Annotated in this window: 28 protein-coding genes; 9 read left to right on the top strand and 19 right to left on the bottom strand. The window is 59.1% G+C overall.

The window, feature by feature from the left end; all coding sequences use genetic code 11:
- Positions 1 to 8: 8 nt before the first annotated feature.
- Genes GGE33_RS07190 through GGE33_RS07205 form a run of 4 tightly spaced genes read right to left on the bottom strand, consistent with a single transcriptional unit; the run spans position 9 to position 3,983 of the window.
- Entirely contained in the window at positions 9 to 839 is an 831-nt protein-coding gene (locus GGE33_RS07190) for an ABC transporter ATP-binding protein (protein WP_183821734.1), read from the bottom strand.
- 10 nt (positions 840 to 849) lie between these two features.
- Complete coding sequence (gene ssuC, locus GGE33_RS07195; protein WP_183821735.1) at positions 850 to 1,764, bottom strand: aliphatic sulfonate ABC transporter permease SsuC; 915 nt, start codon at positions 1,762 to 1,764, stop codon at positions 850 to 852.
- Positions 1,765 to 1,785: 21 nt separating this feature from the next.
- Complete coding sequence (gene ssuD, locus GGE33_RS07200; protein WP_183821736.1) at positions 1,786 to 2,961, bottom strand: FMNH2-dependent alkanesulfonate monooxygenase; 1,176 nt, start codon at positions 2,959 to 2,961, stop codon at positions 1,786 to 1,788.
- Between the two features lie 44 nt (positions 2,962 to 3,005).
- Positions 3,006 to 3,983: an aliphatic sulfonate ABC transporter substrate-binding protein gene (locus GGE33_RS07205; protein WP_183821737.1), complete on the bottom strand. Its 978-nt coding sequence runs from the start codon at positions 3,981 to 3,983 to the stop codon at positions 3,006 to 3,008.
- Between the two features lie 255 nt (positions 3,984 to 4,238).
- Here GGE33_RS07205 and GGE33_RS07210 point away from each other — a divergent pair, with 255 nt between their 5' ends.
- On the top strand, positions 4,239 to 5,111 hold the full coding sequence (locus GGE33_RS07210) for an NAD(P)-dependent oxidoreductase (RefSeq protein ID WP_183821738.1): 873 nt from the start codon (positions 4,239 to 4,241) through the stop codon (positions 5,109 to 5,111).
- 18 nt (positions 5,112 to 5,129) lie between these two features.
- Complete coding sequence (locus tag GGE33_RS07215) at positions 5,130 to 5,819, top strand: DNA alkylation repair protein (RefSeq protein WP_183821739.1); 690 nt, start codon at positions 5,130 to 5,132, stop codon at positions 5,817 to 5,819.
- Between the two features lie 73 nt (positions 5,820 to 5,892).
- Here GGE33_RS07215 and GGE33_RS07220 read toward each other — a convergent pair whose 3' ends face one another.
- From GGE33_RS07220 to GGE33_RS07230, 3 genes are read right to left on the bottom strand one after another with little or no spacing between them, the layout of a single operon-like run.
- A complete protein-coding gene (locus GGE33_RS07220; protein ID WP_148148515.1) occupies positions 5,893 to 6,381 on the bottom strand; it encodes an Lrp/AsnC family transcriptional regulator in 489 nt (162 codons plus the stop codon).
- 50 nt (positions 6,382 to 6,431) lie between these two features.
- Positions 6,432 to 7,076 (bottom strand): uracil-DNA glycosylase family protein, encoded by a 645-nt coding sequence (locus tag GGE33_RS07225; protein WP_148148516.1) that lies wholly within the window; start codon positions 7,074 to 7,076, stop codon positions 6,432 to 6,434.
- Entirely contained in the window at positions 7,073 to 7,657 is a 585-nt protein-coding gene (locus GGE33_RS07230; protein WP_183821740.1) for a thermonuclease family protein, read from the bottom strand. The genes GGE33_RS07225 and GGE33_RS07230 overlap by 4 nt, the downstream gene beginning before the upstream one ends.
- Before the next feature lie 122 nt (positions 7,658 to 7,779).
- Between GGE33_RS07230 and GGE33_RS07235 the strand changes: the two genes are divergently transcribed.
- Positions 7,780 to 9,315, top strand: a complete 1,536-nt coding sequence (locus GGE33_RS07235; RefSeq protein WP_183821741.1) for a sensor histidine kinase — start codon at positions 7,780 to 7,782, stop codon at positions 9,313 to 9,315.
- Positions 9,316 to 9,693: 378 nt separating this feature from the next.
- On the opposite strand, the gene GGE33_RS07240 is transcribed toward GGE33_RS07235, so the two are convergent.
- Both GGE33_RS07240 and cobT read right to left on the bottom strand, forming a co-directional pair.
- Entirely contained in the window at positions 9,694 to 10,092 is a 399-nt protein-coding gene (locus GGE33_RS07240; RefSeq protein WP_148148496.1) for a diacylglycerol kinase, read from the bottom strand.
- An 11-nt stretch (positions 10,093 to 10,103) separates the two neighbouring features.
- A complete protein-coding gene (cobT, locus tag GGE33_RS07245; protein WP_148148497.1) occupies positions 10,104 to 11,120 on the bottom strand; it encodes a nicotinate-nucleotide--dimethylbenzimidazole phosphoribosyltransferase in 1,017 nt (338 codons plus the stop codon).
- Between the two features lie 107 nt (positions 11,121 to 11,227).
- On the opposite strand from cobT, the gene cobS reads away from it, so the two are divergent.
- From cobS to GGE33_RS07260, 3 genes are read left to right on the top strand one after another with little or no spacing between them, the layout of a single operon-like run.
- Positions 11,228 to 12,007, top strand: coding sequence for an adenosylcobinamide-GDP ribazoletransferase (cobS, locus tag GGE33_RS07250; RefSeq protein WP_148148517.1), 780 nt, complete (start codon positions 11,228 to 11,230; stop codon positions 12,005 to 12,007).
- 19 nt (positions 12,008 to 12,026) lie between these two features.
- On the top strand, positions 12,027 to 12,248 hold the full coding sequence (locus GGE33_RS07255; protein ID WP_148148498.1) for a DUF1289 domain-containing protein: 222 nt from the start codon (positions 12,027 to 12,029) through the stop codon (positions 12,246 to 12,248).
- Positions 12,245 to 12,946 carry a TIGR02281 family clan AA aspartic protease gene (locus GGE33_RS07260; RefSeq protein WP_148148499.1) on the top strand — a complete coding sequence of 234 codons (702 nt, stop codon included), beginning with the start codon at positions 12,245 to 12,247 and terminating at the stop codon, positions 12,944 to 12,946. Before GGE33_RS07255 ends, GGE33_RS07260 begins: the two co-directional genes overlap by 4 nt.
- A 117-nt stretch (positions 12,947 to 13,063) precedes the next feature.
- Here the strand turns inward: GGE33_RS07260 and GGE33_RS07265 are convergent, their stop codons facing one another.
- Positions 13,064 to 14,062: an AraC family transcriptional regulator gene (locus GGE33_RS07265; protein ID WP_183821742.1), complete on the bottom strand. Its 999-nt coding sequence runs from the start codon at positions 14,060 to 14,062 to the stop codon at positions 13,064 to 13,066.
- Positions 14,063 to 14,145: 83 nt separating this feature from the next.
- Between GGE33_RS07265 and GGE33_RS07270 the strand changes: the two genes are divergently transcribed.
- Positions 14,146 to 15,351: an MFS transporter gene (locus GGE33_RS07270; RefSeq protein WP_183821743.1), complete on the top strand. Its 1,206-nt coding sequence runs from the start codon at positions 14,146 to 14,148 to the stop codon at positions 15,349 to 15,351.
- Positions 15,352 to 15,415: 64 nt separating this feature from the next.
- On the opposite strand, the gene GGE33_RS07275 is transcribed toward GGE33_RS07270, so the two are convergent.
- The 4 genes from GGE33_RS07275 to GGE33_RS07290 form a co-directional block, all read right to left on the bottom strand.
- On the bottom strand, positions 15,416 to 16,177 hold the full coding sequence (locus GGE33_RS07275) for an ABC transporter permease (RefSeq protein WP_148148502.1): 762 nt from the start codon (positions 16,175 to 16,177) through the stop codon (positions 15,416 to 15,418).
- Positions 16,174 to 17,100 (bottom strand): ABC transporter ATP-binding protein, encoded by a 927-nt coding sequence (locus tag GGE33_RS07280; RefSeq protein ID WP_148148518.1) that lies wholly within the window; start codon positions 17,098 to 17,100, stop codon positions 16,174 to 16,176. The genes GGE33_RS07275 and GGE33_RS07280 overlap by 4 nt, the downstream gene beginning before the upstream one ends.
- Before the next feature lie 167 nt (positions 17,101 to 17,267).
- On the bottom strand, positions 17,268 to 17,633 hold the full coding sequence (locus tag GGE33_RS07285; RefSeq protein ID WP_183686137.1) for a hypothetical protein: 366 nt from the start codon (positions 17,631 to 17,633) through the stop codon (positions 17,268 to 17,270).
- A gap of 1,317 nt (positions 17,634 to 18,950) precedes the next feature.
- Positions 18,951 to 19,772, bottom strand: coding sequence for a sulfite exporter TauE/SafE family protein (locus tag GGE33_RS07290; RefSeq protein WP_183821744.1), 822 nt, complete (start codon positions 19,770 to 19,772; stop codon positions 18,951 to 18,953).
- Between the two features lie 648 nt (positions 19,773 to 20,420).
- Between GGE33_RS07290 and GGE33_RS07295 the strand changes: the two genes are divergently transcribed.
- A complete protein-coding gene (locus GGE33_RS07295; protein WP_183821745.1) occupies positions 20,421 to 20,651 on the top strand; it encodes a hypothetical protein in 231 nt (76 codons plus the stop codon).
- A gap of 49 nt (positions 20,652 to 20,700) precedes the next feature.
- Here GGE33_RS07295 and GGE33_RS07300 read toward each other — a convergent pair whose 3' ends face one another.
- A complete protein-coding gene (locus GGE33_RS07300; protein WP_183821746.1) occupies positions 20,701 to 21,978 on the bottom strand; it encodes an extensin-like domain-containing protein in 1,278 nt (425 codons plus the stop codon).
- Positions 21,979 to 22,161: 183 nt separating this feature from the next.
- Positions 22,162 to 23,976: a methyl-accepting chemotaxis protein gene (locus GGE33_RS07305; protein WP_183821747.1), complete on the bottom strand. Its 1,815-nt coding sequence runs from the start codon at positions 23,974 to 23,976 to the stop codon at positions 22,162 to 22,164.
- A 244-nt stretch (positions 23,977 to 24,220) separates the two neighbouring features.
- Here GGE33_RS07305 and GGE33_RS07310 point away from each other — a divergent pair, with 244 nt between their 5' ends.
- Positions 24,221 to 24,607 (top strand): acyl-CoA thioesterase, encoded by a 387-nt coding sequence (locus GGE33_RS07310; protein ID WP_148148798.1) that lies wholly within the window; start codon positions 24,221 to 24,223, stop codon positions 24,605 to 24,607.
- A gap of 125 nt (positions 24,608 to 24,732) precedes the next feature.
- Here the strand turns inward: GGE33_RS07310 and GGE33_RS27915 are convergent, their stop codons facing one another.
- The 3 genes from GGE33_RS27915 to GGE33_RS07320 form a co-directional block, all read right to left on the bottom strand.
- Positions 24,733 to 25,008, bottom strand: a complete 276-nt coding sequence (locus GGE33_RS27915; protein WP_148148799.1) for a DUF982 domain-containing protein — start codon at positions 25,006 to 25,008, stop codon at positions 24,733 to 24,735.
- Positions 25,009 to 25,311: 303 nt separating this feature from the next.
- Positions 25,312 to 25,443 carry a hypothetical protein gene (locus GGE33_RS27700; RefSeq protein WP_281388695.1) on the bottom strand — a complete coding sequence of 44 codons (132 nt, stop codon included), beginning with the start codon at positions 25,441 to 25,443 and terminating at the stop codon, positions 25,312 to 25,314.
- Positions 25,444 to 25,568: 125 nt separating this feature from the next.
- Positions 25,569 to 25,784, bottom strand: coding sequence for a DUF982 domain-containing protein (locus GGE33_RS07320; protein WP_183686141.1), 216 nt, complete (start codon positions 25,782 to 25,784; stop codon positions 25,569 to 25,571).
- Between the last annotated feature and the right edge of the window lie 25 nt (positions 25,785 to 25,809).

Here is a 25,809-nt window from a genome sequence, read left to right on the forward strand (position 1 = left end):
TACGATCCTCAGGTTCTCCCGAGGATCGTATCAAGCAGTCTGCCCTCCAGTTCCGCCAGAACCGGATCGCCATGCCGGCGCGGCTGATCTCTCGGGATCTCGAGGTCGAGGCTGATACGGCCTTCATCGAGCACGATCACCCGGTCGGCCAGATGCACGGCTTCCGCCACATCGTGGGTGACGAGCACGGCGGTAAAGCCAAGTTCGCGCCAGACATCGGTCACCAGATCCTGCATGCCAATCCGCGTCAGGGCATCGAGCGCCCCGAGCGGCTCATCGAGCGCCAGCAGGCCCGGCCGGCTGACCAGAGCGCGTGCCAAGGCCACGCGCTGGCGCTGGCCGCCGGAAAGTTTCGACGGCCAGTCCTTCGCCTTTTCCGACAGCTGCACGCCCTTGAGCGCCCGCTCGGCCTCTCGCCGCCCGAATGCCTTTGGCACGCCGTCGCCCAATCCAACCGCCACATTGTCGGCCACCGAGAACCAGGGCAGAAGCCGCGGCTCCTGGAAGACGATGCGGGAATTGGGCTCCACCGCCTTGCCTTCCTCATCGACGAATTCGATCCGGCCACCAGTCGGCTCGTCCAACCCGACCAGGAGCCGCAAGAGCGTGCTCTTGCCACAACCGCTCTTGCCGACGATTGCCAGGAACTGCCCGGCGGGCACATCGAGATCAAGACCGCGTAAGACCAGATTGTCGCCGAAGCGTTTCTCGACGCCGCGCAGCTTCAGGCCAGCGGGTTGCGGCGCGGCCTGATAGTCCACCGGCTGCGCGGCATGGTGCGCATCGAGTTCCACATCCGAAATGAAGGCGAGCGGTGATTGATAGGGTCCAACAGGCATTTTTTCCTCCTTACCGCTGATAGGCCGGGTTCCAAGAGAGCGCTGCGCGCTCCAGCGTCCGGGCAATGACGTCCGCGAGCTTGCCGAGCACCGCGTAGATGACCAGCGCCAGCACGACGACATCGGTCATCATGAACTCGCGGGCGGTATTGGCCATGTAGCCGATGCCGGAATTTGCAGCGATCGATTCAGAGACGATCAGCGTCAGCCACATGATACCGAGCGCATACCGTAAGCCGACGAAGATCGACGGCAATGCTCCCGGAAAGATCACCTTGCGGAACAGCGACCAGCCGCTCATGCCGTAGATACGTCCCATCTCAATGAGGTCGCGATCGACATTCTTCACCCCGTGATAGGTGTTCAAGTAGATCGGGAAGAGTACACCGAGCGAGGTGAGGAACAGCTTTGCCTCCTCGCCGATCCCGAACCAGAGGATGACGAGCGGGATCATCGCCAGATGCGGAATCGTGCGCAGCATCTGCAGCGTCGTGTCGGTCAGTTGTTCCGACAGTTTCGACACGCCGTTGGCGATGCCTAGCAGGAACCCGATCGAGCCGCCGATCAGAAGACCGCTCAGCGCCCGTGCGCCGCTGACGCCGACATCGCGGACCAGTTCACCGGAGAGCAACCGTTCCCAAAAGGCCGCAACCACCGCCACCGGCGACGGCATGATCCGGTCGGAGATTAAGCCGAAAGACGAGCCCGCCTGCCAGAGTATGACCAATGTCACCGGCAGGAGAAAAGGTAAAAGCGCTACGCCGGAGACGCTGCGCGGGCGTAGCGGCTTCCCGTCATTTGCCCGCGCAGCCTTCTCCGCCGACCCCTTGGGAGGATCTGAATAGCCGATTGCCGCCGAAGAAGTCCTGTCTTCCCTGATGCGCCTCAGGCTGCGCCCTTCCGAAAACGTATCGACTGCCGTCATTATCTCGCCCTCGCTATCTTATCAGGATGCAGCAACAGCACGGATAGTCGCGTGGCCGCCGCCGCCGAAGAGCGGCTTTTCGGACGCGAATTCATTGCCGAAACCGGCACGCTGTTCCTCGCGGGTGATGCCGAGTTCCGGGAAAAGCAATTCCGCCACGCGGTAAGCCTCTTCCAGATGCGGATAACCGGAGCCGATCACCGTCTCGATGCCAAGATCCTGATATTCGCGCAGGCGCGCCGCCACCGTCTTCGGCGAGCCGACCAGGGCGGTACCCGCCCCCGAGCGCACCAGACCGATGCCGGCCCAGAGATTGGGCGAGACTTCCAGCTTGTCGCGACGACCATTGTGGAGCGCCGCCATCCGCTGCTGGCCGACACTGTCGGAATCGCGCGCGAAATGCGCCTGCGCCTTGGCGATTGTCTCGTCAGAGAGCCTGGAGATCAGCTTGTCCGCAGCCTCCCAGGCCTCCTCGTCGGTCTCGCGGACAATGAAATGCAGCCGGATGCCGAAGGAAACCTCCCTGCCCCGTTTTTCGGCGGCAGCGCGCACGGCCTTGATCTTTTGCTCCACCTGTTCCGGTGGCTCGCCCCAGGTCAGATATTTGTCGCCACGGCCGGCGAAGAACTCGATGCCGGCATCCGACGATCCGCCGAAATAGAGCGGTGGCCGTGGCTGCTGAATGGTCGGGAAACCGAGCTTGGCATTCCTCGCCTTGATATGCTTGCCGTCTAGATCCGCATGGCCGGTGGTGACGAGATCCTCGAAGACCTGGAAAAATTCTTCAGCATGGGTGTAGCGCTCGTCATGCTCAAGAAAGATGCCGTCGCCCGCTAGTTCCGACGGATTGCCGCCGACGACGATATTGAGCAGCAGCCTACCGTTCGATACCCGGTCGAGCGCTGCCGCGAGCCTTGCATAATAGGCCGGCGCCGCCGTGCCCGGGCGGATCGCCACCAGGAATTTAAGCTTTTCGGTGAACGGCGCCAGCGAGGCAGCCGTCACGAAGGACTCTTCGCAGGAGACGCCGGTCGGCAAAAGCACGCCGGAAAACCCAAGCCTGTCCACAGTCTGCGCCAGTTCGCGCAGATACCTGTTTTCAGGCGGACGGTTAAGCTCGCTGCCGCCGAGATAGGTGCCGTCGCCGCCGGTCGGGATGAACCAGAGAAAATCGATGGGGTTCTTCGTATCGCTCATCGTGAAAAATCCTTGATCTCGGTTGGTCTGTGACGGACGCAGGCTCAGCTGGCCTTGGGGCGCCAGACGATGTCGGAGATGTCCAGCTTTCGCGGAATGATCTTGAGATCGTAGAATTCATCGGCCAGCGCCTGCTGATACTGGACCGCCGCATCCGGCACGGTGGAGACCGCGCCCAGATCCGCCCCACGGCGCGACAGCACGACCTTGGTGACGTTTTCCGGCACGCCGGTGATTGAGGCGATCGCCTTCACCGTCTCATCGAAATTCGACTGTGCCGTGCCGCCGACCTTTTTCAGCTCGTCGATCACCTCGACGATCAGATCGCCGTTCTCGGCAGCGAAATCACCATTGCCGAGGAAATAGCTCCAGCTATCGACAATACCCTCCGCCGTCGTCAGCACGCGGGTCTGCGGGTCGGCTTGGGCAATTGCCGTATAGGGATCCCAGATCGACCAGGCATCGATCGAACCATTCTTGAAGGCAGCGGCCGCATCCGGTGGCGCAAGATCGAGCTGCGTCACGTCGCTGGGGGAAAGTCCGCCCTTGCGCAGAACCTTGACTGCAACATTGTGGGCGCTGGAGCCGCGCTTGAAGGCCAGCTTCTTGCCCTTCAGATCCGCGATCGACTGGATCGGGCTATCCTTGTGGACGAGGATGGCCGAACCTTGAGAACTGCCGCGATAGGTACCGACATAAAGCAGGTTGCCGCGAGCGGCCTGTGCAAAGAGCGGCGGCACGTCACCGGTCGGGCCGAAATCGAGCGCGCCCGCCCCGAGCGCTTCCAGAAGCGGAGGGCCGGAGGTGAATTCCGCCCATGTCACCTTGATGCCGCGATCGGCGAAACGCTTTTCGAGCGCACCCTGGCTTTTTGCCAGAGCCAGCACGCCGTTCTTCTGCCAGCCGATGCGCAGTTCCTTGGCTGCCGCCTTTGCCTTTCCCGCGATGGGCAGGACGGCAGTGGCCGCTGCCGCGCCGAACAAGCCAAGTGTCTGTCGACGGTTCAAATTGCCTGTCACCATGGAATGAGCCCTTCCTCACCAGATCTCTGATGATAGAAGGCTCCCATACTCTATCGAGTTGGTCGACATTCCATCGTTTCAAAAAACAACTGCAATCGGAGATTTCATTTCTCCGATTCAAGCCGATGGGAATGCAAAACTGCTAAAGTGCAAATCTCCACTGCATTGCGGAAAATCATTTTTGCCTGCTTTGTTCTTCCCGTCGGCCATGCTTTGTTCTAATCATCGGGAACAACAAGCGTTCGGAGGTTCGGCATGGCGAAAGTGGCATTCATCGGTCTCGGGGTCATGGGTTTCCCGATGGCGGGACATCTCAAGCAAAAGGGTGGCCACGACGTCAGCGTCTATAACCGCACCGCCGCCAAGGCCGCCGACTGGGCCGCGAAATTCGGCGGCACGACCGGAGCCACGCCGGCGGAAGCTGCCAAGGATGCCGATTTCGTCTTCACCTGCGTCGGCAATGACGACGATCTCCGCTCGGTGACAACGGGCGAAAACGGTGTGCTCTCGGCCATGAAGTCCGGCGCGATTCTGATCGACAACACCACAGCCAGTGCCGAGGTTGCGCGCGAACTGGATGCGGCTGCGAAGGAGCGCGGCGTCCACTTCATCGACGCCCCGGTTTCCGGCGGTCAGGCGGGGGCCGAAAACGGCGTGCTCACCGTCATGTGCGGCGGCGATCAGGCCGTGTTCGACAAGGCCAAGCCGGTCATCGACGCCTATGCCCGCATGGTCGGCCTGATGGGACCGGTCGGAAGCGGCCAGCTCACCAAGATGATGAACCAGATCTGCATCGCCGGCATCGTCCAGGGACTGTCGGAAGCCATTCATTTCGGCAAGCAGTCCGGCCTCGACATCGAGACCGTCGTCGATGTCATTTCCAAGGGTGCTGCCGGTTCATGGCAGATGGAAAACCGCCACAAGACGATGGACCAGGGCAAGTACGATTTCGGCTTTGCCGTCGACTGGATGCGCAAGGATCTCGACATCGTCCTGACAGAAGCACGTCGCAACGGGGCGAAACTGCCGCTGACGGCACTGGTCGACCAGTTCTATGGCGACGTGCAGGCCATGGGTGGCAATCGCTGGGATACGTCCTCGCTGCTTGCCCGTCTCGAACGGAAGTAAGACAAAAGGTCAAAGGCAATGCTCAGCCCCTCCTCCGACGTCGCCGGGATCATCGATCATCTTGGTACTTTGCGGTCGGAGGAGAACATTGCCGGCATGGGTCGCTTCGGCATCGTCACCGATGCGGCGCTCGGCATCTCCAATCCTGACCTGCAGAAAATCGCCCATGTGGTGAAACGCGATCACGCCCGGGCGCTTGATCTGTGGAACACAGGCATTCGCGAAGCGCGGATGGTGGCGATTTACACCGCCGACCCGAAAGCGCTTACCTCTGCCGAAGCGCATTCCTGGGCGGATGATTTCGCCTCCTGGGAAATCGTCGATGCCGCCGCCGACCTCTTTACCGAAGCCCCCTTCTGGCAGGACCTGATCGCCGAGTTTGCCGAAGACGAGCGTGAATTCGTCCGCCGCACCGCCTTTGCGATGATCGCCGGAGCATCCGTCCATCTGAAGAAGGAGCCGGACGCGACCTTGATAGGCTGTCTGCGCCTGATCGAACAACACTCCACCGACCCGCGCAATTTTGTCAAAAAGGCTGTCAACTGGGCCTTGCGCAATATCGGCAAGCGAAATGTCACCTGCCATAAGCCGGCTCTCGCCCTTGCGCAGAAACTCGCAGAATCGAATGACAAAACGGCACGCTGGATCGGCAAGGACGCGCTCAAAGAACTGTCGGGCGAGAAGGTGATGCGGCGACTAAAGGTCTGAATACCAAAGCAAAGCGCCGCAACCCAACCCGGATTGCAGCGCTTTCAAAATCATCTCAGCTGAGTTGGATCGCTCAGTCGTCGCCGGATTTCTGGTTGTCGATCATCATGTAGTCGAGCGGCAGTTCCGTCGTGTATTTGATCTGCTCCATGGCAAAAACGGAAGAGACGTCGCGGATCTCGATCTTGGCGATCAGGCGCTTGTAGAAGGCGTCATAGGCAGCGATATCCGGCACGACGACACGCAGCAGATAGTCTACGTCACCGCTCATGCGGTAAAATTCTACCACTTCCGGAAAATCTACCACGACTTCGGAAAAGCGCTTTAGCCATTCGATCGAGTGGCTGGCGGTGCGGATCGAGACGAAAACGGTAACCTTCGTATTGACCTTGCCCGGATCGAGCAGCGCCACGCGACGGCGGATGACGCCGTCCTCTTCCATTTTCTGGATACGGCGCCAGCAAGGCGTGGTGGACAGGCCGACCTTCTTGGCGAGATCCGCCACTGCGAGTGTGGAATCTTCCTGCAGAATACGCAGGATCTTGCGGTCAAGACGGTCCATCATTGTCCCCTTCGAAATGATTTTTCGTTATACACCCGATTTTCACACAGTTAAGCGAATTTTGTTCCGCGGATCAAGCTATCCACATGCTGGCGCAACACGGGCAAGATCTCCGCTTCAAACCAGCCGTTGCTTTTCAGCCAGCCGCTGTTGCGCCAGCTCGGATGTGGCAGCGGCAGGATGCGCGGCCCGTCATTGACGAAGAAATATTCCCGCCAGTTCCTCACCGTTTCCGTCGTGGTTTTCTTTCGGCGAGCGCCCAGATGCCAAGCCGCAGCATATTGGCCGATCACCAGAACCGTGTCGATCTGCGGCATTGCCGCAATCACCCTGCTGCGCCATGCGGGCGCACATTCCTTGCGCGGTGGCAGGTCACTTCCCTTTGCGTCGTAACCGGGAAAGCAGAAGCCCATTGGCACGATCGCCAGACGGTCTGCATCGTAAAACTCTTCTCGGGTCACGCCCATCCAGTCGCGCAGCCGGTTGCCCGAGGCATCGTCAAATGGCAGTCCGCTCTGATGAACTCGCAAGCCCGGCGCCTGACCGGCAATCAGTAACCGTGCCGTCGAGGACAATGTCGCAACCGGCCGCGGCTCGTGGGGCAACGGATTTCCTGGTTTTGCAGGATGGTCGCGACAAATGCGACAGGCTGCGATGCCTGCACCGAGATCGGCAATCCGGTCCGGTTCAATCACGTCCACGGCAGCATGCCTTTCAGCCGATCGAGGATCGCTTCGACACGGCTTCCGGTCCCGGTCGATCCATCATCTTCGGCCTCAGCACCCTTGGCCGTACGCCACGCGCGTGGGGTTTCGAAAGGACCGGACCATATCCCTTCTGCCTGTGCCCGCGCAGCTGTCTCTTCTGCGTGATAGTCCCCGGATGCGACAGCCATTCCGCGGCGTACGAGTTCGGCGTTGATATCCGTTTCACCCAGCCGACAGCGTACAAGAACACGGCCATAACGATCCCTGGAGGATCCTGCGCAATATGCGTCGGGCGCCGAGGCGAATTTTGCCAGGGCGTCGCGTGCGGCATCGCCGCATGTCCAGACATTCTGCCCTTCGCCGCAGGACTGATCAGCCTCCGGGGCATCGATGCCGATCAGCCTCAAGCGCTCGGCTCCAGCCGCCAGCGTATCGCCGTCGATCGCGTAAAACGGACCGTTGATGCGGGTGTCACCGTTGAGGTCGATCTTGGCAACGATAAGTGAGGCAAGGACAAGGAATGCTCCGAGGAACAAACCATCCTTCAGGGTCTTGGCAAGGCGGGTCACAATCCGGTCTCAATTACAAACGGAAGCTTCAGGAGAATGGCAAACAAAACCTTTCCCGGCAGTATCTTCTTAAGGTTTGGAACATAAGCTCTCAATCATCCGAATAAATTAGTTCACAACCAATGAGTAGCGGCGTCAGTATCTCGACCGACAAGATAATCGTTGATCGATCGCGTGGCCACCGCAACAAGGCGGTATCCAAAACCGTCCGCGCGACACGTGAACGGCTGCAACTTTCCAATAGCGGCAACCAAGCCTTCGACCGTGACATGCTCGCCATGCATGTCAATGCGGTACTGCAGGCGGCGGCGGTCGTGCCACTCTTCATCGCGCTCGTCACCGCGATCGGAATGTATATCTCGCCGAGCGCCCACCTGATTGCCTGGGCGCTTTTGATGCTCAGCCTGCATGCGATCAACCTTCTGCTCGCCCGACGTTTCAGCCGCAAGGAAATCGCGGCGGCGGAAACCACCAAGTGGCGCCGGCGGCTGCTGCTTGCGCAGATTCTGCTTGGCGTGGGATGGGCGACTTTTGCGCTTCAATCCTGCGACGCGTGTGGTGGCGACAGTTTTTACTTCTACAAGGGCGCCGTCCTGCTCTTTGCGATTTCAATCACAGCCATGAGCAGCTTCATGCTGCGCCAGGGCGTTCTCGTCGGCTTTGTCCCGGTGATTGCGGCACTTCTCTTTCGTGTCGCGATCTCACGGGACCTCCTCGACATCGGTTTGACCGCGATCTGCGCCATCGCCGTGGTTTTCTTTCATTTCATCGGCGACCGCCTCTACCGCTCGAACCTTACCCTGATGTCCTACCAGTCGGAAAAGGACGACCTGATCGCCGAGCTGGAAGTGGCAAAATCGATGTCGGACGAGGCGCGGCGCCGGGCGGAGGAAGCCAATCTGGCAAAATCCCGCTTCCTCGCCTCCATGTCCCATGAACTGAGAACACCGCTCAATGCCATTCTCGGCTTTTCCGAGGTCATGAGTTCAGAAGTGCTCGGCCCGATGCCGAACCCCACATACCGCGAATATGCCGGCGACATCCACCGCTCCGGCGAGCATCTTCTCAACCTGATCAACGAAATCCTTGATCTATCGCGTATCGAAGCCGGCCGTTATGATCTCAACGAGGAGACGCTGTCGCTACTGGAAGTGGCGGAGGACTGCATCGGCATGGTTCAGTTGCGGGCACGGGCGAAGAACATCGCCATTCGCCACAATTTCGAAAACGAGATGCCGCATGTCTGGGCAGATGAAAAATCGATCCGACAGGTCATTCTCAACCTGCTCTCGAATGCGGTGAAATTCACGCAGCAAGGCGGAGAGATCTCGGTCAAGGTCGGCTGGACGGCAGGCGGCGGGCAATATGTGGCAATCAAGGATAACGGCCCCGGCATTCCCGAGGAAGAAATTCCCGTCGTGCTGTCGGCCTTCGGACAGGGCTCGATCGCCATCAAAAGCGCCGAGCAGGGTACCGGCCTCGGGCTGCCGATCGTCCAGGCCATCCTGGCCAAGCACGACGGCCAATTCGTGCTTCGTTCCAAACTGCGTGAAGGCACCGAAGTCATAGCCATCCTGCCTGCCACCCGGGTGATGCAAAGCATTCCCGCCGTTGCCGATGCGCCGGCGATCGAAAAACGTAAGCGTTCTTTCGCCTGAACTTAATTACCGAATAATCATCCGTGCATTCGTCCGCAAATCGTTCACGGTCATTAGTCTTCGCGCCTGCAAGCGAATCTCTGCGGCGGACATTTGATCCGTATACGCTGACCTGCTGCCCAGGAATGGGCATGTTCAGCGATGCTAAAAACGCGCTCCGTCACTTCTCCGTTTTCGCATACCCGAACAATCCATTTGAAATCACATTCAAAAACTTCGATCGAGTCATCAGTCAAGGTGACAGGTCCCGCAATCTCCAAAACATGACAAATGCTAATTTTTTGACATTCGCGCGTCCACTATAAAAAGTTGTATCTGAAGATCACGGGTCCGTGATCGCAACTCGGAAGATCCGGAAAACGCCGATATCGCGCCTTCCTAATGCAATCGAAAGAAGGGCTTGACCAGAACGTAAAGCACAAACAATCCGTTTGCGGTCAGCATACAGAAGACAGCGAAAGAACCGAGATCTTTGGCGTGGCGTCCGACCGTGGAGATTTCGGGAGATATCCGGTCGACAAGTTCCTCTATCGCCGTGTTGAGCGCCTCGACGCAAAACAGGAGCAGAGTCAGAATGAGGAAGATGAAATAATCGATCGCCGCGGCACCGACGATCGCAAAGAGCGCGAGACCTGCGCAGAAGGCATAGACCTCATGCCGGAAGGCTTGTTCACGCCACAGGCGCACAAGACCCTGCATCGAATACCGGGTCGCGGCGATAATCCGGCGGACGCCGCTCGCTTTTCCAAGGGTGCTGTCGAGCGGCGTGTTTTCCATTGGCGGTTCTCTTATGCCTTGTTGGTCACGCCTGCCTGTTCGTAGGTCACCATGCCGGTATGGCAGGCGGCTGCAGATTTGACGATACCGGCCGCCAGTGCTGCGCCCGTGCCTTCACCTAGGCGCATGCCGAGTGCCAGCAGCGGTGTCTTGCCGAGCTTTTCAATCGAGCGCAGATGTCCCGGCTCGGCAGAAACGTGACCGATCAGGCAGTGGTCGATCGCCGACGGGTTCATCGCCTTCAAAATTGCAGCGGCAGCAGTGACGACGTAGCCATCAAGCAGAACCGGGATCTTTTCCATGCGGGCTGCCAGAATCGCACCGGCAATTGCTGCGATCTCGCGACCGCCGAGACGGCGAAGAATTTCGAGCGGATCGGAGAGATGGTCCTTGTGGAACTCGACCGCCTGTTTAACGACGGCGATCTTACGGGCCATCAGCTCGCCATGGGAGCCGGTGCCCGGACCGACCCAGTCTTCGGCCTCGCCACCATAAAGCGCCAGATGGATAGCTGCGGCGATCGTAGTGTTGCCGATGCCCATTTCACCGAGGCAGAGGAGATCCGTGCCACCGGCAATCGCTTCCATACCGAAAGCCATGGTCGCAGCGCAATCGCGCTCGGAAAGAGCCGCTTCGGTTGCAATGTCGCCGGTCGGATAATCGAGCGCAAGGTCGAAAATCTTCAGGCCCAGGTCATGGGTGACGCAGATCTGGTTGATTGCCGCACCGCCTGCGGCAAAATTATCCACCATCTGCTGCGTCACGGACGGCGGAAAGGGAGTGATCCCATGCCGGGTAACACCGTGATTGCCGGCGAAGATCGCAACAAGCGGGCGGTTGACCGCAGGTGCCCTGCCCGTCCAAGCGGCGAGCCAGAAGGCGATTTCCTCAAGCCTTCCAAGCGCTCCGAGCGGCTTTGTCAGCTTGGCGTCACGCTCACGGGCATCCACCAATGCGCGCGGATCCGGTCCCGGCAAGTTGGCAATCAGGTTACGAAAATCGTCGAAAGGCAGGCCGCTCAAACTCATCGAAATCTCTCTCGTCTTAGCCGGCGCGTCATCGTCCGGCACTTGTGTTCACCGGCAAATCGCGCTTTGTGTGCGCATCTCTTAATCGCCTATATCGGGAGCGACAACTGCCAAACGCGACGGATTTCATCGCCGACCTAGCCCGCTCGGTCGCATTTCTCAGCCGCATCCCCGTGCCGGACCGTTTCTTTCTCGGTCAAAGCGGCTCGTTTTCCCGTGCAGTCAGGGCATTTCCGCTTGCCGGCGTGCTGATCGCGCTCGTCCCCGCACTCGTGCTTTACATGTTGTCGCAGACGGGTGACGCGCTTGTGACGAGCATGATTGCTCTGTCACTGATGGTTCTGTTGACCGGCGCGCTGCATGAAGATGGCCTTGCGGATGCAGCCGATGGGCTGGGCGGCGGACGTGACCGCGAACATGCGCTCGCGATCATGAAAGACAGCCGTATCGGCTCCTACGGTGTCGTTGCAATGCTTTTGTCCTTCCTGCTGCGCGCAGCATCGCTCGCGGCACTCGCCCGGTTCGATTCCAGCCTGGCGGCAGTCTCGATGCTAGCCGCGGCCTGCCTCAGCCGCTCGGTAATGATCTGGCACTGGAGCGCGCTCCCGCCTGCCCGAACAAACGGCGTGGCGGTGGCCATCGGCGCACCCGAACGGGGCTCGCGTAACCTTGCACTGCTGATCGGCGGCGTGATGGGGCTGATCTTCATCGCCTCTCACCTCGGCATTCCGGTTGCGATCTTTGCGATCCTCGTCTGCGCCGCCGCCGGCCAGTTCTTTACCGCTTTCGTCCGCCGCAAGCTTGGCGGCCATACGGGCGATACGATCGGCGCCACACAACAGGTTAGCGAAATCGTGCTTCTTTCGACCCTTGCCCTGATCGCCTGAACCTCCGATATAGGTTTGCATGATTTCGCCCTGCATCCTTGTCTGTTCGATCGACCTGAAAACCGGCTATTGCTTTGGTTGCGGCCGCACGCGCGACGAGATTGCCGGCTGGATCGACTATTCCGATGCCGAGCGGCATTCGATCATGGACGGGCTTACCGCCCGGCTGGAAACGGTCGAACGAAAACCGCGGCGGGAGACCAGACGACAGAAAATAGCAAAGGAGCGCCAGATCACATGAACGGACTGACCTTCGTGCTTCTCGTGCTCGGCGCAGGCCTTGCGCTGCTGGTCTTCAACCATTCGTCGGGCCAGACCTTCGGCATCGACAACAACGATTTCGGCCAACTCATCTATCTCGTCCCGATTGCCGGCCTGCTTGGTGCCGGCATTCTTGCCGGTCGCCGCGGCGGCATGAACGAGGCATTACGCAATCTCGCCATCTGGCTGGTCATCATCCTCGGACTGGTTGCCGCCTATCTTTACAGAAACGACGCCAACCAGTTCGCCGGCCGCATGGTCGCAGGGCTGATGCCCGGCCGAGCCGTCGTCGTCACGGGAAGCGACGGAAACGAGGTCATCATCCAGAAGGCACTCGGCGGGCATTTCCAGGCCGATGTCGCGGTCGACGGAAAAAACATCCCGATGCTCGTCGACACCGGTGCCAGCAGCGTGGTTCTCTCCTTCGAGGATGCCTCGGCAGTCGGAATAGATACCGGCGGCCTCGCCTACACTGTCCGGGTAATGACCGCCAACGGCCCTGCCATGGCCGCCCCCGTCAGGCTCGACGAGATCGCCATCGGCCCGATCTCGCGCAGAAACGTCCGCGCCATGGTAGCCCAGGACGGAATGCTGGACGAAAGCCTGCTTGGCATGAGCTTTCTGTCGACGCTGAGTTCGCTCAACATGCAGACAGACGAGTTGCGGCTAAGGGATTAGGCAAGCCGGCACACGCCGTCTCATTGTGACGACATGCTTGAGAAACGCCGCCGGTCCATCAGGCTTCCAGCTCCTCGCGCCATCGGATGGGCAGAGCCGGTTCCCGCGTCCTTCGCCTCACCCGACCGCGGCCAGTTCGACCATCTCGTCAGGCGCCGTTTCGCTATCCGGCTTGCCTCGAAAATGGCTTGGTGGGTGTCCGATGATACGCTTGAAGGCACGGCTGAACGAGGCTTCAGCGTCATAACCGAGTTTTTCGGCCGCCGTCGCTACCCGCATGCCTTGCTTCAGCCAGAGACGCGCCTGGTGCATTCTCACCAGCGCAACATACCGGGCGGGCGTTTCTCCGACGACGCGGGCAAACCGCTCGGAGAAACCGGAACGTGAGGCACCCATCAGCCGCGCAAGTTCGGCCACAGACCAGTCACGTTCAGGCTCAAGGTGAATGGCAGCGAGAACCCGCCCGACCTCCGGATTACGCACCGCCGCAATCCAGCCATTCGTATTGCCGCAGCCGTGTTCGACCCAGGTGCGAATGATCGTCGCCGTCAGGACATCCGCCAGCCGCGCCAGAATACCGCCGGCGCCGACCCGATCCATATCCACCTCGCGCGCCATGGCATCCAGAAGATGCGGAATGGCCGGCTCGCTGGTTGCAAGGTCGCTGGTCAGTATCGTTTCGGGCATGAGCTGCAGAAGCGGATGCAACCTGTCTATATTGAAGCGCATCGACGCGGTCAGCGCCACCGTGCCGCAACGTGCATCGGCGCATTGCATGTCGAATACGCCCTCACAGACCTGCTTCTTGCCGTAACGCCCGAAAGGCAGCGGCTCGACAGTCTCGGCACTCGCTATCACATGGGCGTCACCGCGCGGCAGTATGACGGCATCTCCGGCATTCAGCTGCAGCCATTCGCCTGAAGGCGCCTTGAGAAGCGCCCTGCCGGACGAAATGAAATGAAACCGCGCCGCATCCTCGGCCGGAAAGGCCGTGGCCCAAGGGTCCGCGAGCCGGCAACGCCCGTATTCGACACCGTCGAGCCGTAGGCCCCGCAGCATTTCCGACAAGGGATCGGCTCCAGCCGACGATGAGAATTTGGACGATCTGTCAAGCATGTCGGATTTTCTAGCATGGAAACGCCAGTCCGTCACGCCTATTCCTGACAAAAGCCAAATAGGCTGTAATTCAGGAGAATCTCATGCACGGCACCCCCTTATCATCTGACGATGCAGCGCGAACGGAACATGATGTCGCACGTTGGGGCGCAGTCGCCTCGTTGACCTTGGGCGTGTTCGGCCTCGTCACTGCCGAATTCCTTCCCGTCAGCCTGTTGACCCCGCTCTCGGCTGATCTCGGCGTCGGCACCGGCGTCGCCGGCCAGTCGATCACCACCACCGCAGTGATCGCCGCAATCGCCGGACCCGGCGTCATCATCGGAACCCGCAAGATCGACCGGCGCTGGACAGTTCTGGCGCTGACGACACTTCTGGTCATTTCCAGCCTCCTCGCCGCGATCGCCACCGATATCTATACGGTATTCGCCGCCCGCATCCTTCTCGGCGTCGGGCTCGGCGGTTTCTGGGCCATGTCGGCAGCACTTGCCATGCGCCTCGTCCCACCGGCGCGGATGCCGCGCGCGATGGCCATCATCATGGCCGGCGTTTCGCTTGCCACCGTCTGTGCCGCGCCGCTCGGCGCCTGGATCGGCGACACGCTCGGCTGGCGGGCGGCATTCTATCTGTCCGCTGCCGTCGGCTTCGTTGCATTGGTCGCCCAGGCGACGCTCCTGCCCGCTTTGCCGCCGACCGGTCACGCCGGGCTTGGCACGCTTGCGGCGCTGATGCGCCGGCCGGCAATCCGCACCGGCCTGATCACCATCCTGCTTTTCGTTGCAGGCCATTTTGCCGGTTTCACCTATATCCGTCCGTTCCTGGAGCGGGTGCCGCAGCTTGATGTCGAAACCATCTCGCTGATCCTGCTTGCCTATGGCGTTGCAGGCTTTTTCGGCAACATGCTCGGCGGCATGGTTTCGGAACGCAGCCCGCGCCTGTCGATCGTCCTGTTCACCACGCTCGTTGCCGCATCGGCCGTCGTTTTGGCCGTTGGCGGTGCCTCGCTTGCCGTTGCGGCGACTGCGATCGCATTCTGGGGCCTCGCCTTCGGTGCCTTCCCGGTCAGCGTACAGAGTTTCGTCGTGCGCCATGCGCAGGATGAGGCGGAAAGCGCCGGCGCTCTGGTGATCCCGGCCTTCCAGATCGCGATTTCGAGCGGCGCGGTTCTCGGCGGCCTCCTGATCGAAACCCAGGGTCCGGTTTCCGTCGTGATGCTTCTTGCGGCAGCCAGCCTGCTTGCCGCATCGGTCATGGCCGCACGCGGCGAACGCCGCCAGCTGTCGCTCGGATAAGAGTGGCCGACTGTTGAAAGACAAAGCGATAGGCGGGGATAAGCCGCCTATCGCCCTCTCCGCGTCAGCTGCGCAGCCGATAGCCCGTCTTGAACATCCAGCCGAGCATCGACAGGCACAGAGCCAGAAAGACGCCGATCATGATCAGGCTGATCACCGGATTGACGTCGGCGATCTCATAGAAGCTCCAGCGAAAGCCGCTGACGAGATAAAGAACCGGGTTCAAGTGGCTTACCGCCTGCCAGAATGGCGGCAGCATGTCGATCGAATAGAAGCTTCCACCCAAAAATGTCAGCGGCGGCACGACAAGCATCGGCACGATGTTCAACTGCTCGAAATTCTTCGCCCATACACCGATGATGAAGCCGAACAGGCTGAAGGTGATTGCGGTGAGCACAAGGAAGAGCACCATCATGAACGGATGGGCGATGCGGATATCGACGAAGAAGGAAGCCGTCGCGAGGATAATCAACCCGATGATCAGCCCCTTGCTGGCGGCTGCACCAACATAACCGATCAGGATTTCCGTCATCGCCACCGGCGCCGACAGGATCTCGTATATCGTGCCGGTGAACTTCGGAAAGTATATGCCGATCGAGCCGTTCGCGACGCATTGGGTCAGAAGCGTCAGCATGATCAGGCCCGGCGTGATGAACGAGCCGTAGGACACACCTTCGATCGACTGGATGCGCGAACCGATCGCCGTGCCGAAGACGATGAAATAGAGCGAAGTGGTGATGACCGGCGAGATGACGCTCTGCAAAAGCGTGCGGCGCATGCGCGCCATCTCGAAGAAGTAGATGGATTTGATCGCTTCGATATTCATGCCTTTTCCTCCACCAGAGCAACGAAAATGTCCTCCAGCGAGCTTTGCCGGGTCGAGAGATCCCGGAAATGGATGCCTGCCGCCGTCAGCGCCGAAAGCAGCGAGGCAATGCTGTCCTGGCTTTCCTCGTGGCTGTATTCATGCGTAAGCGACATGCCGTCTTCACTGAGCGAAAGCGAAAAGGCCGCAAGGCTCGGCGGTATCTCGTCCAGCTTCTCGGTCAGTTCGAGTTTCATCTGCTTGCGGCCGAACTGTTTCATCAGCCCGGTCTTTTCCTGCAGCAACAATAGCTGCCCGCCATTGATGACCCCTACGCGGTCGGCGATCTCTTCCGCCTCCTCGATATAATGGGTGGTCAGAATGATGGTGACGCCATCCTCGCGCAGCCGCTTGACCACTTCCCACATGTCGCGGCGCAGGCTGACATCGACGCCGGCTGTCGGCTCGTCGAGGAACAGCACTTCCGGCTCGTGGCTCAGCGCCTTGGCGATCAGCACGCGCCGCTTCATGCCGCCGGAAAGTTCGCGCAACATGTTGTCCTTCTTCTTCCACAAGGACAGTTCGCGCAAAATCTTCTCGATCAGCGCCGGGTTCGGCTTCTTGCCGTAGACGCCGCGGGAAAAGCTTACCGTGTTCCAGACCGTTTCGAACTGGTCGGTGGTCAGCTCCTGCGGCACGAGACCGATCAGCGATCGCGTCTGGCGAAAATCCTTGACCACATCATGCCCGCCGACAAGCACCTTGCCGCCGGTCGGGTTGACGATACCGCAGACAATAGAGATCAGCGTCGTCTTGCCGGCGCCGTTCGGCCCGAGCAAAGCGAGGATCTCGCCACGCTCGATATCGAGATCGATGCCCTTCAGGGCCTCGAACCCGTTACCATAGGTCTTTGTCAGTTGCTGTACGGAAATAATGGGGGGCATGGGAACCGCATTTGTATAGGGCGACATTGCGAGGAAGTTGTTCCCCGGAGATGCCGCAATATAGGGTCGCGTTCCCATGAAGCTATCCCTTCATGGAAGAATATTGCGTTCGGGATTTTGGGACGATGCGGAGACGTTCGGGGTTGTCCGTTATCGGCCCAAACCGGTCATCGGGTATGCTTGACAGCATATTCCCCAGCGATTGGGCCGCTAGTCCACGGGCCAACGTCGTAGCCTGCTTCAAGACTATTGAGCTGCGTCTGAACCGCGCCCTCCAACTCATCTTGCAGCGATTGATATCGTTCGATGACGCCAAACTGCGACCACGGTGATCGATTAAACCCATGCTCATAATGGTTGTAGTAAATCACAATTTCGCCAATTAATGCGACAACCCAGCAAGGCCCGTAACCCTTCAACTCCCATTCTTCAGGTGGCCGCTTAATAGCGTCCCAAAACTTGCGCTGTTTGAACGACATGCGGCTCCATCCATCGTTAATGTGGTCCCAAAGTCTTTCTTCTGGGAAGCGCATGCTTGTTCTCTGTAGTGACGGGGCATCGTTGCCAATCTTGATATCTCAGTATCCAAAAAACCATGAGTCCTAGACTGAGGCAACGTCCGCAATTGGCGCTTCTGCGCCATGACGGTAGTCGGCCCGAAGCGGACGTGACGGCTGTCGGCCATTCGCGCCAACAAAATTCACTATCTCAACACCACGCAACAGTAAAATTGCGGCAAACTGAGGCAGTAAAGGTTCACAATCGAACGCTAAGGTTGCAGTGGTTGGCGACGGCCTCGTTGTGACGTCCAATTTAGGATTTAATCATGCTACGCGTATTCTGGGCTACTTTGCTTTCACCCCTTTGGGCACCATTGTACACGGCTTTTTTCGCCAATGTTGTCTTCACGGGGCTGCCAGAGGTTGGTGCGGATTGGTCGGTGCTATACGCGGCAAGTATAAATTGGACATTCGGATTTGCGTATGGGTTTCTTCCCATGATTGTCCTCGCTCCTCTCGCGCACTTATTGTTGAGCTGGAGAAGACGCACTTCCCTTCTCAGCTATGTATCTGTTTGGTTTCTGTTGTCGCACATACTGTGGTGGGGTTATATCAATTTGACGCCAGTTCAGAACGACATCGTAAGTGCGTTGGCTAGGTCTTTCCTCTTCAATCTTCCTTGGATTCCAGCTGGAGCTACATTCTGGGCAATTGCAAGACCGGATAAACGGGTCCGGAGGGACGGCAATGTAGCCGATTTCGATAAGGCAACGCTACGCAAAGCCGTATCGCCACCCGGACAGCGCAGCCAATTTGGAATGCGCGGACGGAAGCCTCAATAAAGCCTTCGCAGTCGCACTGGCCTCATATCGTGATGCCAAATCATTCTCTGTAGTAATGACTGCTTTTGGCGCGAAGCTGCCATGGTTTCTGGTCAGCTTCCGGCCCTAACCGGACGTTGTAAAGTCAATAATGGCTTGCTAATGCCGAAGCATGGTTGAGATAGAACTTCCCGAAGGCTGGCAACTCATATCCGCCGAATCCGCTGAGCATTTTGAACTTGAGTTACATCGAGAACTAAGCCCTGAACATGTTCTCCACAATGTGCCAGTGCGGGCATTGGCGAGGCTGCAACAGCGAGACGACTTTCTGTTTCAGGTCCCCGATGATTGTTATGCTCAAGTGCATCTCACCTGGCACCCTGAGACAAACCCGATGTTTCCCTCTACAGAAATCTTTCCCTCTTTAGTCAAGTGGAGGCTCTTCCTGGAAGACGACGAAATCAGCTAGATTTTTGCTATGACAGCAATTGGCGCAAAAGAGACGGTAGCCCTTCACGTCGGCATAACACTAGAAAATCACGCTGGCGAAAAACTGCAGTGCGATGAAGACGAGAAATAGCGCGAACCCGACCTCCAGCTGGCGCTTGGACAGCGCATGCGCAAGTCGTGCACCGTAAGGTGCCGTATAGAGCGTGACCGGGATCAGCAGCGCCACTGCCAGCCAGTTGATATAACCGGTCGAAAACGGTGGTAAGCCGCTCTTGCCCCAGCCGCCCCAGATATAACCGACAAGACCAGGGATTGAGATCAGCACACCGACGCCGGAGGAGGTTGCGACCGCTTGGTGGATGGTGCGGCCGTAAAGTGTCATGAAGGTGTTGTTCAACACGCCGCCGCCGATCCCCATCAGGCCAGACAGGATGCCGATGCCGGTACCGACCAAGAATTTCAGCGGATTTCTGGGGAGATCGTCGCCGAGTTTCCAGCTTGCCCGATTGAAAATCATTCGCAGCGCCAGGACGAGCGCGATCACCGCGAAGATCAGCCTTAGTTCCGTGCTGGACGCCCAGGCGGCGATCAATGTGGCGATAAGCGTGCCGAGCGGAACGGCAATGATCCAGCCCTTCAGGAGGTCGATATCCACGGCTCCACGCTGCCGGTGCGCCGTGAAAGAGCGAACCGAAGTCGGCACGATGATGGCAAGCGATGTACCTAACGCCAGATGCATGCGCACCGCATCGTCCACGCCGAGCAGCCCAAAGACGTGAAAGAAGATCGGCACGAGGATAGCGCCACCGCCAATCCCGAACAGGCCGGCAAGAAGCCCTGCCAGAACGCCGGCAGCAAGCAGCGCCACCACGAAGGGAAGAATATCGAGAAAGGCAGGCATCACGTTCTCCGGCAGCGATTTTAACTCATGAGCCGGAAGAAAAAGGCATGAGCGATTGGGCGGGGCATGCACTACTAAGCCGAGAAAACGGCCCTTGACGGTTGTTCATCATCAAGAGACCTCATCGCATCATTGTCGTTGTCAGACAAGTCACAGCGTGGCGACGGCCCCACAATGTCATCAGTACGTTCGGACCGTAGGGTAAAGGACAGGGAAGACTTGCCTTCCTACCGCCCCATGACACACTCGTCGGTCAATCCGTTTTGCCGAAACAGGGTATCCGGGTACCCTGTTATCAGTGCTGCAATTCCGAAAGCGGCTCACCCAAACGGGTGGCGACTGTAGTTACGGCAGATGCTGAAATACCCCTTAAATAATGGGGGGCAAGGGTTGGCGCAAACAGCAGCGACGCCGGTTCGCGAGATGACATTTAGAAAACAGAAATATCTGGGCAGATAAGATGCTGCCGTGAGTTGGCCGCTGCCGGCTCCCAGCAACATCCTGCTTTTCATTGCCGTCAGAAACTCTTTGGCGATGAAATAGATACAGGCAATTGACGTATGCAATTTCGGGTACGTTGCCTTATATGTGGTACCACGATACCAGACCACATATTTTTCCTAAATTCGTTGCTGCAGATGAGAGTCGATGATCATGCCGAATTCCGTGAAGAAGAACATAATTCAGCAAGAAACCGAAAACGCCCCAGAGGCTAATTCTGAGGCTGATGATTTCGACTTCGCGTCCCTTGATGATCTGGCGAATTTCATGGTCGATGCGCTGACAATTCCGATGCAGGCAGATTTCCGCGATACCGATAGCTGCGATATCGGTGAAAAAGACATGCTCGCGCCTTCCCCTTCCAAGCGCCTCAACTGAGCATCGAGAAGTTTCTCGCCATATCAGGCTTCAAATCCAGATAGTTCGCTCAGTTGCAATACTGGCGGCCGCCTTTGCGTGAGCGAAGGTCGAAGTGGAAATGGTTCCAATGCTCGGCATTGCTGCCCGGGCCAAGTACCGTCGAGAAATACTTGCAGCTGTCACCGCGCACCGATTTCAGCAGCCCGCCTTCGCGGAAAGAGAACAGCCCCTTCTTGCGAACATCGATATCGTGACCGTTCTTGAGTGTGATGCGGCCGATATCGATCGCGTTGCCGCGGGCATGTTCGGACATCGGATTGTAGCGCTGGCGGCTGTTGTTCATCTTGCGGCAGGAATAACCGCCCATCGGCTGGATCTGTCGAATGCCGGTGAGATAACGGGTGCGGGCGGAAATCGCCAGATCGTTCTTCACCCATTTGGCGAAGGCAAGCGTCACCTGGCAGTTCAGCGTCACCGCCGGCCTCACATCGATACCGCCCGAAAGGCCGGCAAGCTTCACCGGATAATCTATACCGCAACTCGGCCCCTGGGAAATGCGCGGTAGATCCTTGAACTCGACACCGAGACGGCGCAGTTCGGTGCGGCATGCCACTTCCGACTGCGGCATGACCGTGCGCTGCCAGGCGCCATCGGGCGCGCTCATCGGGGCATCGTCGGTTACCGGGCCGGCGACCGGATTATTCGGCCGCAGCATGGCGACCTCCTCGGCCCGCGCCGGCGCCCGACCGGGTGCGGTCACGGGAGAATTGTCACCCCAGGTCATTGGGGCGGAAGAGCCCTGCCTGCCAATGCCCGCTGCTGACCGCTTCGGTGGTACGATTACGCGGTCATCGATCGGCTGACGACGTGCGTTAAGCGCCACCGGATTATCGGTGCCGATGCCACCGACCACCGGCTGGTCGCCGACCCCTTCTGCGATATCGCCATCCTGCTCCTCGGCCAAACCGACGACATCGCTTTCGTCGGGGCTGAAACCGAACTCTTCATCCATGTTGACGCCTTCGGCCGGGATCGTCGCCGGCGCACCATTCGGGGCGCGCAGATAATGACCGCCGCCATTTGATTGCATCGGTGATTGGGCTGAAGGCGCCGCCAGATATCCGCCGCCGCTTGCCTGAGAAACGGGCGCGGAAGCAACTGAATAAGGCTGATGCGATGCGGGCTGGGAAATCGGTGACGGCGGCAACGAGCGCGAGATGGAGCCGACCTGCGTGCCATTGTCGATCGATGCCGGCGGCACGAGGCTCTCTGCCGAACAGGCGACCAGAAAGGTCGAAACCAGAAGCGAGCTGATCACTCGCGTCGATAGGGAAGCATACGCCATACCAGTTGCCTCTCGCTCGATGCCGAAATGACACAGGTTTTGATTTTAGGCAGATTGGGTAAACGAAAGCTTGATGAAGCATGGCGGTTTGCGGGCCATTTCGGATCGGCTTCGCCATATTACGGGAAAGGGCCGGACGCCTCCGCGTTCCGGCCCTTTGGGAAATCAACCGTATCGAACGCGTCAGGCAGCGCGGGAGACGGAGCGGATACCGGTATTGCCGAGCCTGAAGCCCCCCAGCAATTGCTGCAGATGCAGGCTCTGGTCGGCAAGCGTCTGGCTTGCCGCCGTCGTCTCTTCCACCATGGCTGCGTTCTGCTGGGTCATCTGGTCCATGTGATTGACCGAGGAATTGATCTCGGCCAGGCCGCTCGCCTGTTCCTGCGATGTGGTGGCGATCGTCTCGACATGGGCATTGACCTTCTCGACCAGCACGGCGATCTCCACCAGCGCCTCGCCGGTCGAACGCACCAGCGTCACACCGCCTTCGACCTCTTGCACGGAGTTGCCGATCAGAACCTTGATCTCCTTTGCAGCGGTCGCCGAGCGTTGCGCCAGTTCGCGCACTTCCTGCGCCACCACGGCAAAGCCCCTGCCCGCCTCGCCGGCGCGCGCCGCCTCGACACCGGCATTCAGCGCCAGAAGATTGGTCTGAAAGGCAATCTCGTCGATGACGGAAATGATCTGGCTGATCTGCCCGGACGACTGCTCGATCCGCCCCATCGCGTCGATCGCATTGCGGACGATCTCGCCGGAGCGGCTGGCGCTGAGCTTGGTTTCACTCACCATTTCCCGCGCTTCCCTTGCACGCTGCGATGCCGTGCGCACGGTGGTGGTGATCTCGTCGAGCGCCGCCGCCGTCTCTTCCAGCGCCGCCGCCTGCTGTTCGGTGCGCTTGGCCAGATTGCCGGTCGCACCGGAAATGTCCGACGCACTGTCGCGCACGATCACGCCCGTTTCGGAAATCGCCACGATCGCCTGATTGAGCGCGCCGACGGCATCGTTGAAGTCCTGCCTCAGCTTGACGAAATCCTCGCCGATATCGCCGAGCGACACCGAAAGATCACCGGCCGCCAGCCCTTCGAGCGCCTGCCCGAGTTCATGCATTGCGTGCGACTGCCGGCCAGCGGCGGTCGAAATCGCCCTTTCGCTCGCGGAACGTTCGGCGGCGATGGCGCGTTGCTGCTCCGCTTCGCGCGCCTGCAATTCGGCACGTTCCTCGACATTATCGCGCAGCACGACCAGCGCCCGCGCCATTTCGCCGATCTCGTTCTTTTCGCCCGTGCAGGGAACAACAACACCCGTCGCGCCGCCGGCAATCGCCTGCAGCACCCGCTGCACGCGCGACAGAGGTGTAGTGACGCTCTTGACCACCAGCCATGCTCCGCCGATCACAAGAAGAGCGCCGACCGCAAAGATCATGGCGAAATCCGTCGCATCCTCGCGGAACATCGCCTTCAGGTCATCGACATAAACACCGGTACCGACGATCCATCCCCAGGGCGCGAATCCAGCCACATGCGAAAACTTCTCCACCGGCTCGCTCGCGCCGGGCTTGGGCCAGTAATAATCGACAAAGCCCTTGCCGTTTGCCTTCACCACCTGAACGAATTCGACGAACAGGAATTTACCGTTCGGATCCTTGTTCTGTGAAAGGTCCGAGCCATTCATCTCCGGCTTTACCGCATGCATGACCATTTTCGGGTGCATGTCGTTGATCCAGAAATAACCGGAACCATTGTCGTAGCGCATGGCGGCGATGACGCCCTTTGCCTGCGCCTGCGCCTCTTCGCGAGACAGGGCGCCGGAGGCTTCCATCGCCTGATATTTGGCCAGCACGGCCAGCGCCGTATCATTCATCTGGGCAAGCCCGGCCTTCCGTTCCCGTTCGGAAGACGCATAACTTTCGAAAAGACTGAAGGTCAGCGCGCCGGCCAGAATGACGAGCGACAGCGCGACGAGACAATAAAGACGCCAGGAAATGGCAAGACGTTGCATGATACCTCCCCCGATATTTGCAATTCTCATTAAATGATAATGATCGGAAGTTACCGGGCCGTGAAGAACTCGGGCGGCAAGGCGCGATCAAGTCGAACCCACATTTCTTCTTGGGTTATTCTCCGCAGCCAAGTCATGACGATGGCTCATGGTCGCCATGACCAAAAGAAACTGGCAATCGCCAGAAACAAGGCTAGTGTCCGCCTCCCGACCGACACGAATAATTGCAAAGGATGATTCCGGAATGACCGAACTCGCCAGACCGACCGGTGAACTGACCCTTCGAACGCTGGCCATGCCGAGCGACGCCAATCCGGCCGGCGATATTTTTGGCGGCTGGGTCATGGCCCAGATGGACCTTGCCAGCGGCATCCGCGCCGCCGAGCGCGCCCGCGGCCGCGTCGTCACCGCGGCGGTCAAGGAAATGGCGTTCCAGCTGCCGGTCAAGATCGGCGATACGATGGCGATCTACACGGAAATCACCCGCGTCGGCACCACCTCGATCACGCTCAATGTCGAAGCCTGGGCCCACCGCGCACGTCACCAGCAACTGGAAAAAGTCACCGCCGCAACTTTCGTCATGGTCGCGCTGGATGAGGACGGCAAACCGAAGCCGGTTCCGGCAGAATGATGCTACTCTGTCGCATCGCCATTCCAAAACAGACATGAACCGAGCAGCCGAAGAACCCCGACTCCGGCCGCTCGGTCGAGGGATCATCTGCATCTAGCGTGCTCCCTCATTCGTACGCTTGACGACTAGGTCTCCGGTACCGGTTCAAAATGGCTTTGCTCGACCCACGCATCGACGAAAGGTTGGCGAGCAAAGTCATGGTGCAGTGTTCCCAGAAGGGCCTCATGGCAAAGGGAGTGAGCGCGCCAGTACACAAGGCCGCGCTTGTGCTTGAAATGGGCCTGCATCCACCTGATTGCGTCGGCAGGGCCTGACACGACCGTATCAAGCTGGTCGCCCTCGCCTACGTAGACTGGCTTCGCCCAATGTAGCGCGAAACCAATCCGCGTGACCGTCCCCATCTATGTGGGGCTCGCAGGAGCACTGCCTGTCTGAGCATGATTGGAAACCGGCAGCGGTTTGAGACGGCCATATTGGGCCGTCAGATCGTGTAGTTTTAGAAAATGCGAAATGAGTGCTGAGCTACGTGTCATGATCGACCGCCATGCTTTTGCAGGCGGGAGTTACAAACTCTCAGCCGTCAGCGCCTACGAATTCGGTTGCCGACGATATGCTGAACATATCCGATACCCACATGTAAGTCGATGCTGATATTGTACTTCTGCGTGGCCTCCGGCTGGGGCATCACCCAGCCGGGTCATCAGTTAGCGTCGATCGGTTTTGTCGTTTTCACGATCGGACGGCTTGGTCTGGACGCCTGATTTGTCATCCGGTCGGTTGTTCTGCTGATCCGAACGTTTATCGTCCTGCTGACCAGGCTTTGGAGTGTCAGTCATTGCTTACTCCCTGTCGCGGGATGCGACATATGGCCAACAAAACAGAACACCTTAAGTTCCATGGAAGCCAGTCCCTGTCAGTTCGAGATCATTCTCTCGGCGTCTGGGAAGAATGTCTGTCGGTTCTATCGGGAATTACTCAAGGCCTTTTCGAAAAGCTCGCGCGCAACATCAGGGGATGCCCGCCCTGCCAGAGCATCGAGTATCGCGCTTGCAGCGACGGCAAATGAGCTATCCTTCACGGCAGTCCACGAACTGACCATGTGTTCCTGCGCATCCAGCGGGCCAAAAATCAATCTGCCGCCCACGCTGACCGGCTTGTCCCAATATATCGTTCGCATCACGGTTCTCCAAAGCCGGTCAAAT

Source organism: Aliirhizobium cellulosilyticum (assembly GCF_014198105.1).
GTDB lineage: Bacteria > Pseudomonadota > Alphaproteobacteria > Rhizobiales > Rhizobiaceae > Neorhizobium > Neorhizobium cellulosilyticum.

Bases quoted from the DNA above. Each gene is read 5' to 3' on its own strand.
- GGE33_RS07270 (WP_183821743.1), top strand. From the start codon at position 14,146: ATGCACGGCACCCCCTTATCATCTGACGATGCAGCGCGAACGGAACAT.
- GGE33_RS07260 (WP_148148499.1), top strand. From the start codon at position 12,245: ATGAACGGACTGACCTTCGTGCTTCTCGTGCTCGGCGCAGGCCTTGCG.
- GGE33_RS07305 (WP_183821747.1), bottom strand. From the start codon at position 23,976: ATGCAACGTCTTGCCATTTCCTGGCGTCTTTATTGTCTCGTCGCGCTG.
- GGE33_RS07205 (WP_183821737.1), bottom strand. From the start codon at position 3,983: ATGGTGACAGGCAATTTGAACCGTCGACAGACACTTGGCTTGTTCGGC.
- GGE33_RS27915 (WP_148148799.1), bottom strand. From the start codon at position 25,008: ATGGGGACGGTCACGCGGATTGGTTTCGCGCTACATTGGGCGAAGCCA.
- GGE33_RS07280 (WP_148148518.1), bottom strand. From the start codon at position 17,100: ATGCCCCCCATTATTTCCGTACAGCAACTGACAAAGACCTATGGTAAC.
- GGE33_RS07210 (WP_183821738.1), top strand. From the start codon at position 4,239: ATGGCGAAAGTGGCATTCATCGGTCTCGGGGTCATGGGTTTCCCGATG.
- GGE33_RS27700 (WP_281388695.1), bottom strand. From the start codon at position 25,443: ATGACTGACACTCCAAAGCCTGGTCAGCAGGACGATAAACGTTCGGAT.
- GGE33_RS07320 (WP_183686141.1), bottom strand. From the start codon at position 25,784: ATGCGAACGATATATTGGGACAAGCCGGTCAGCGTGGGCGGCAGATTG.
- GGE33_RS07215 (WP_183821739.1), top strand. From the start codon at position 5,130: ATGCTCAGCCCCTCCTCCGACGTCGCCGGGATCATCGATCATCTTGGT.
- GGE33_RS07265 (WP_183821742.1), bottom strand. From the start codon at position 14,062: ATGCTTGACAGATCGTCCAAATTCTCATCGTCGGCTGGAGCCGATCCC.
- GGE33_RS07235 (WP_183821741.1), top strand. From the start codon at position 7,780: ATGAGTAGCGGCGTCAGTATCTCGACCGACAAGATAATCGTTGATCGA.
- GGE33_RS07190 (WP_183821734.1), bottom strand. From the start codon at position 839: ATGCCTGTTGGACCCTATCAATCACCGCTCGCCTTCATTTCGGATGTG.
- GGE33_RS07310 (WP_148148798.1), top strand. From the start codon at position 24,221: ATGACCGAACTCGCCAGACCGACCGGTGAACTGACCCTTCGAACGCTG.
- GGE33_RS07275 (WP_148148502.1), bottom strand. From the start codon at position 16,177: ATGAATATCGAAGCGATCAAATCCATCTACTTCTTCGAGATGGCGCGC.
- GGE33_RS07295 (WP_183821745.1), top strand. From the start codon at position 20,421: ATGATCATGCCGAATTCCGTGAAGAAGAACATAATTCAGCAAGAAACC.
- ssuC (WP_183821735.1), bottom strand. From the start codon at position 1,764: ATGACGGCAGTCGATACGTTTTCGGAAGGGCGCAGCCTGAGGCGCATC.
- GGE33_RS07285 (WP_183686137.1), bottom strand. From the start codon at position 17,633: ATGCGCTTCCCAGAAGAAAGACTTTGGGACCACATTAACGATGGATGG.
- GGE33_RS07240 (WP_148148496.1), bottom strand. From the start codon at position 10,092: ATGGAAAACACGCCGCTCGACAGCACCCTTGGAAAAGCGAGCGGCGTC.
- GGE33_RS07220 (WP_148148515.1), bottom strand. From the start codon at position 6,381: ATGGACCGTCTTGACCGCAAGATCCTGCGTATTCTGCAGGAAGATTCC.
- GGE33_RS07290 (WP_183821744.1), bottom strand. From the start codon at position 19,772: ATGCCTGCCTTTCTCGATATTCTTCCCTTCGTGGTGGCGCTGCTTGCT.
- ssuD (WP_183821736.1), bottom strand. From the start codon at position 2,961: ATGAGCGATACGAAGAACCCCATCGATTTTCTCTGGTTCATCCCGACC.
- GGE33_RS07300 (WP_183821746.1), bottom strand. From the start codon at position 21,978: ATGGCGTATGCTTCCCTATCGACGCGAGTGATCAGCTCGCTTCTGGTT.
- GGE33_RS07255 (WP_148148498.1), top strand. From the start codon at position 12,027: ATGATTTCGCCCTGCATCCTTGTCTGTTCGATCGACCTGAAAACCGGC.
- cobT (WP_148148497.1), bottom strand. From the start codon at position 11,120: ATGAGTTTGAGCGGCCTGCCTTTCGACGATTTTCGTAACCTGATTGCC.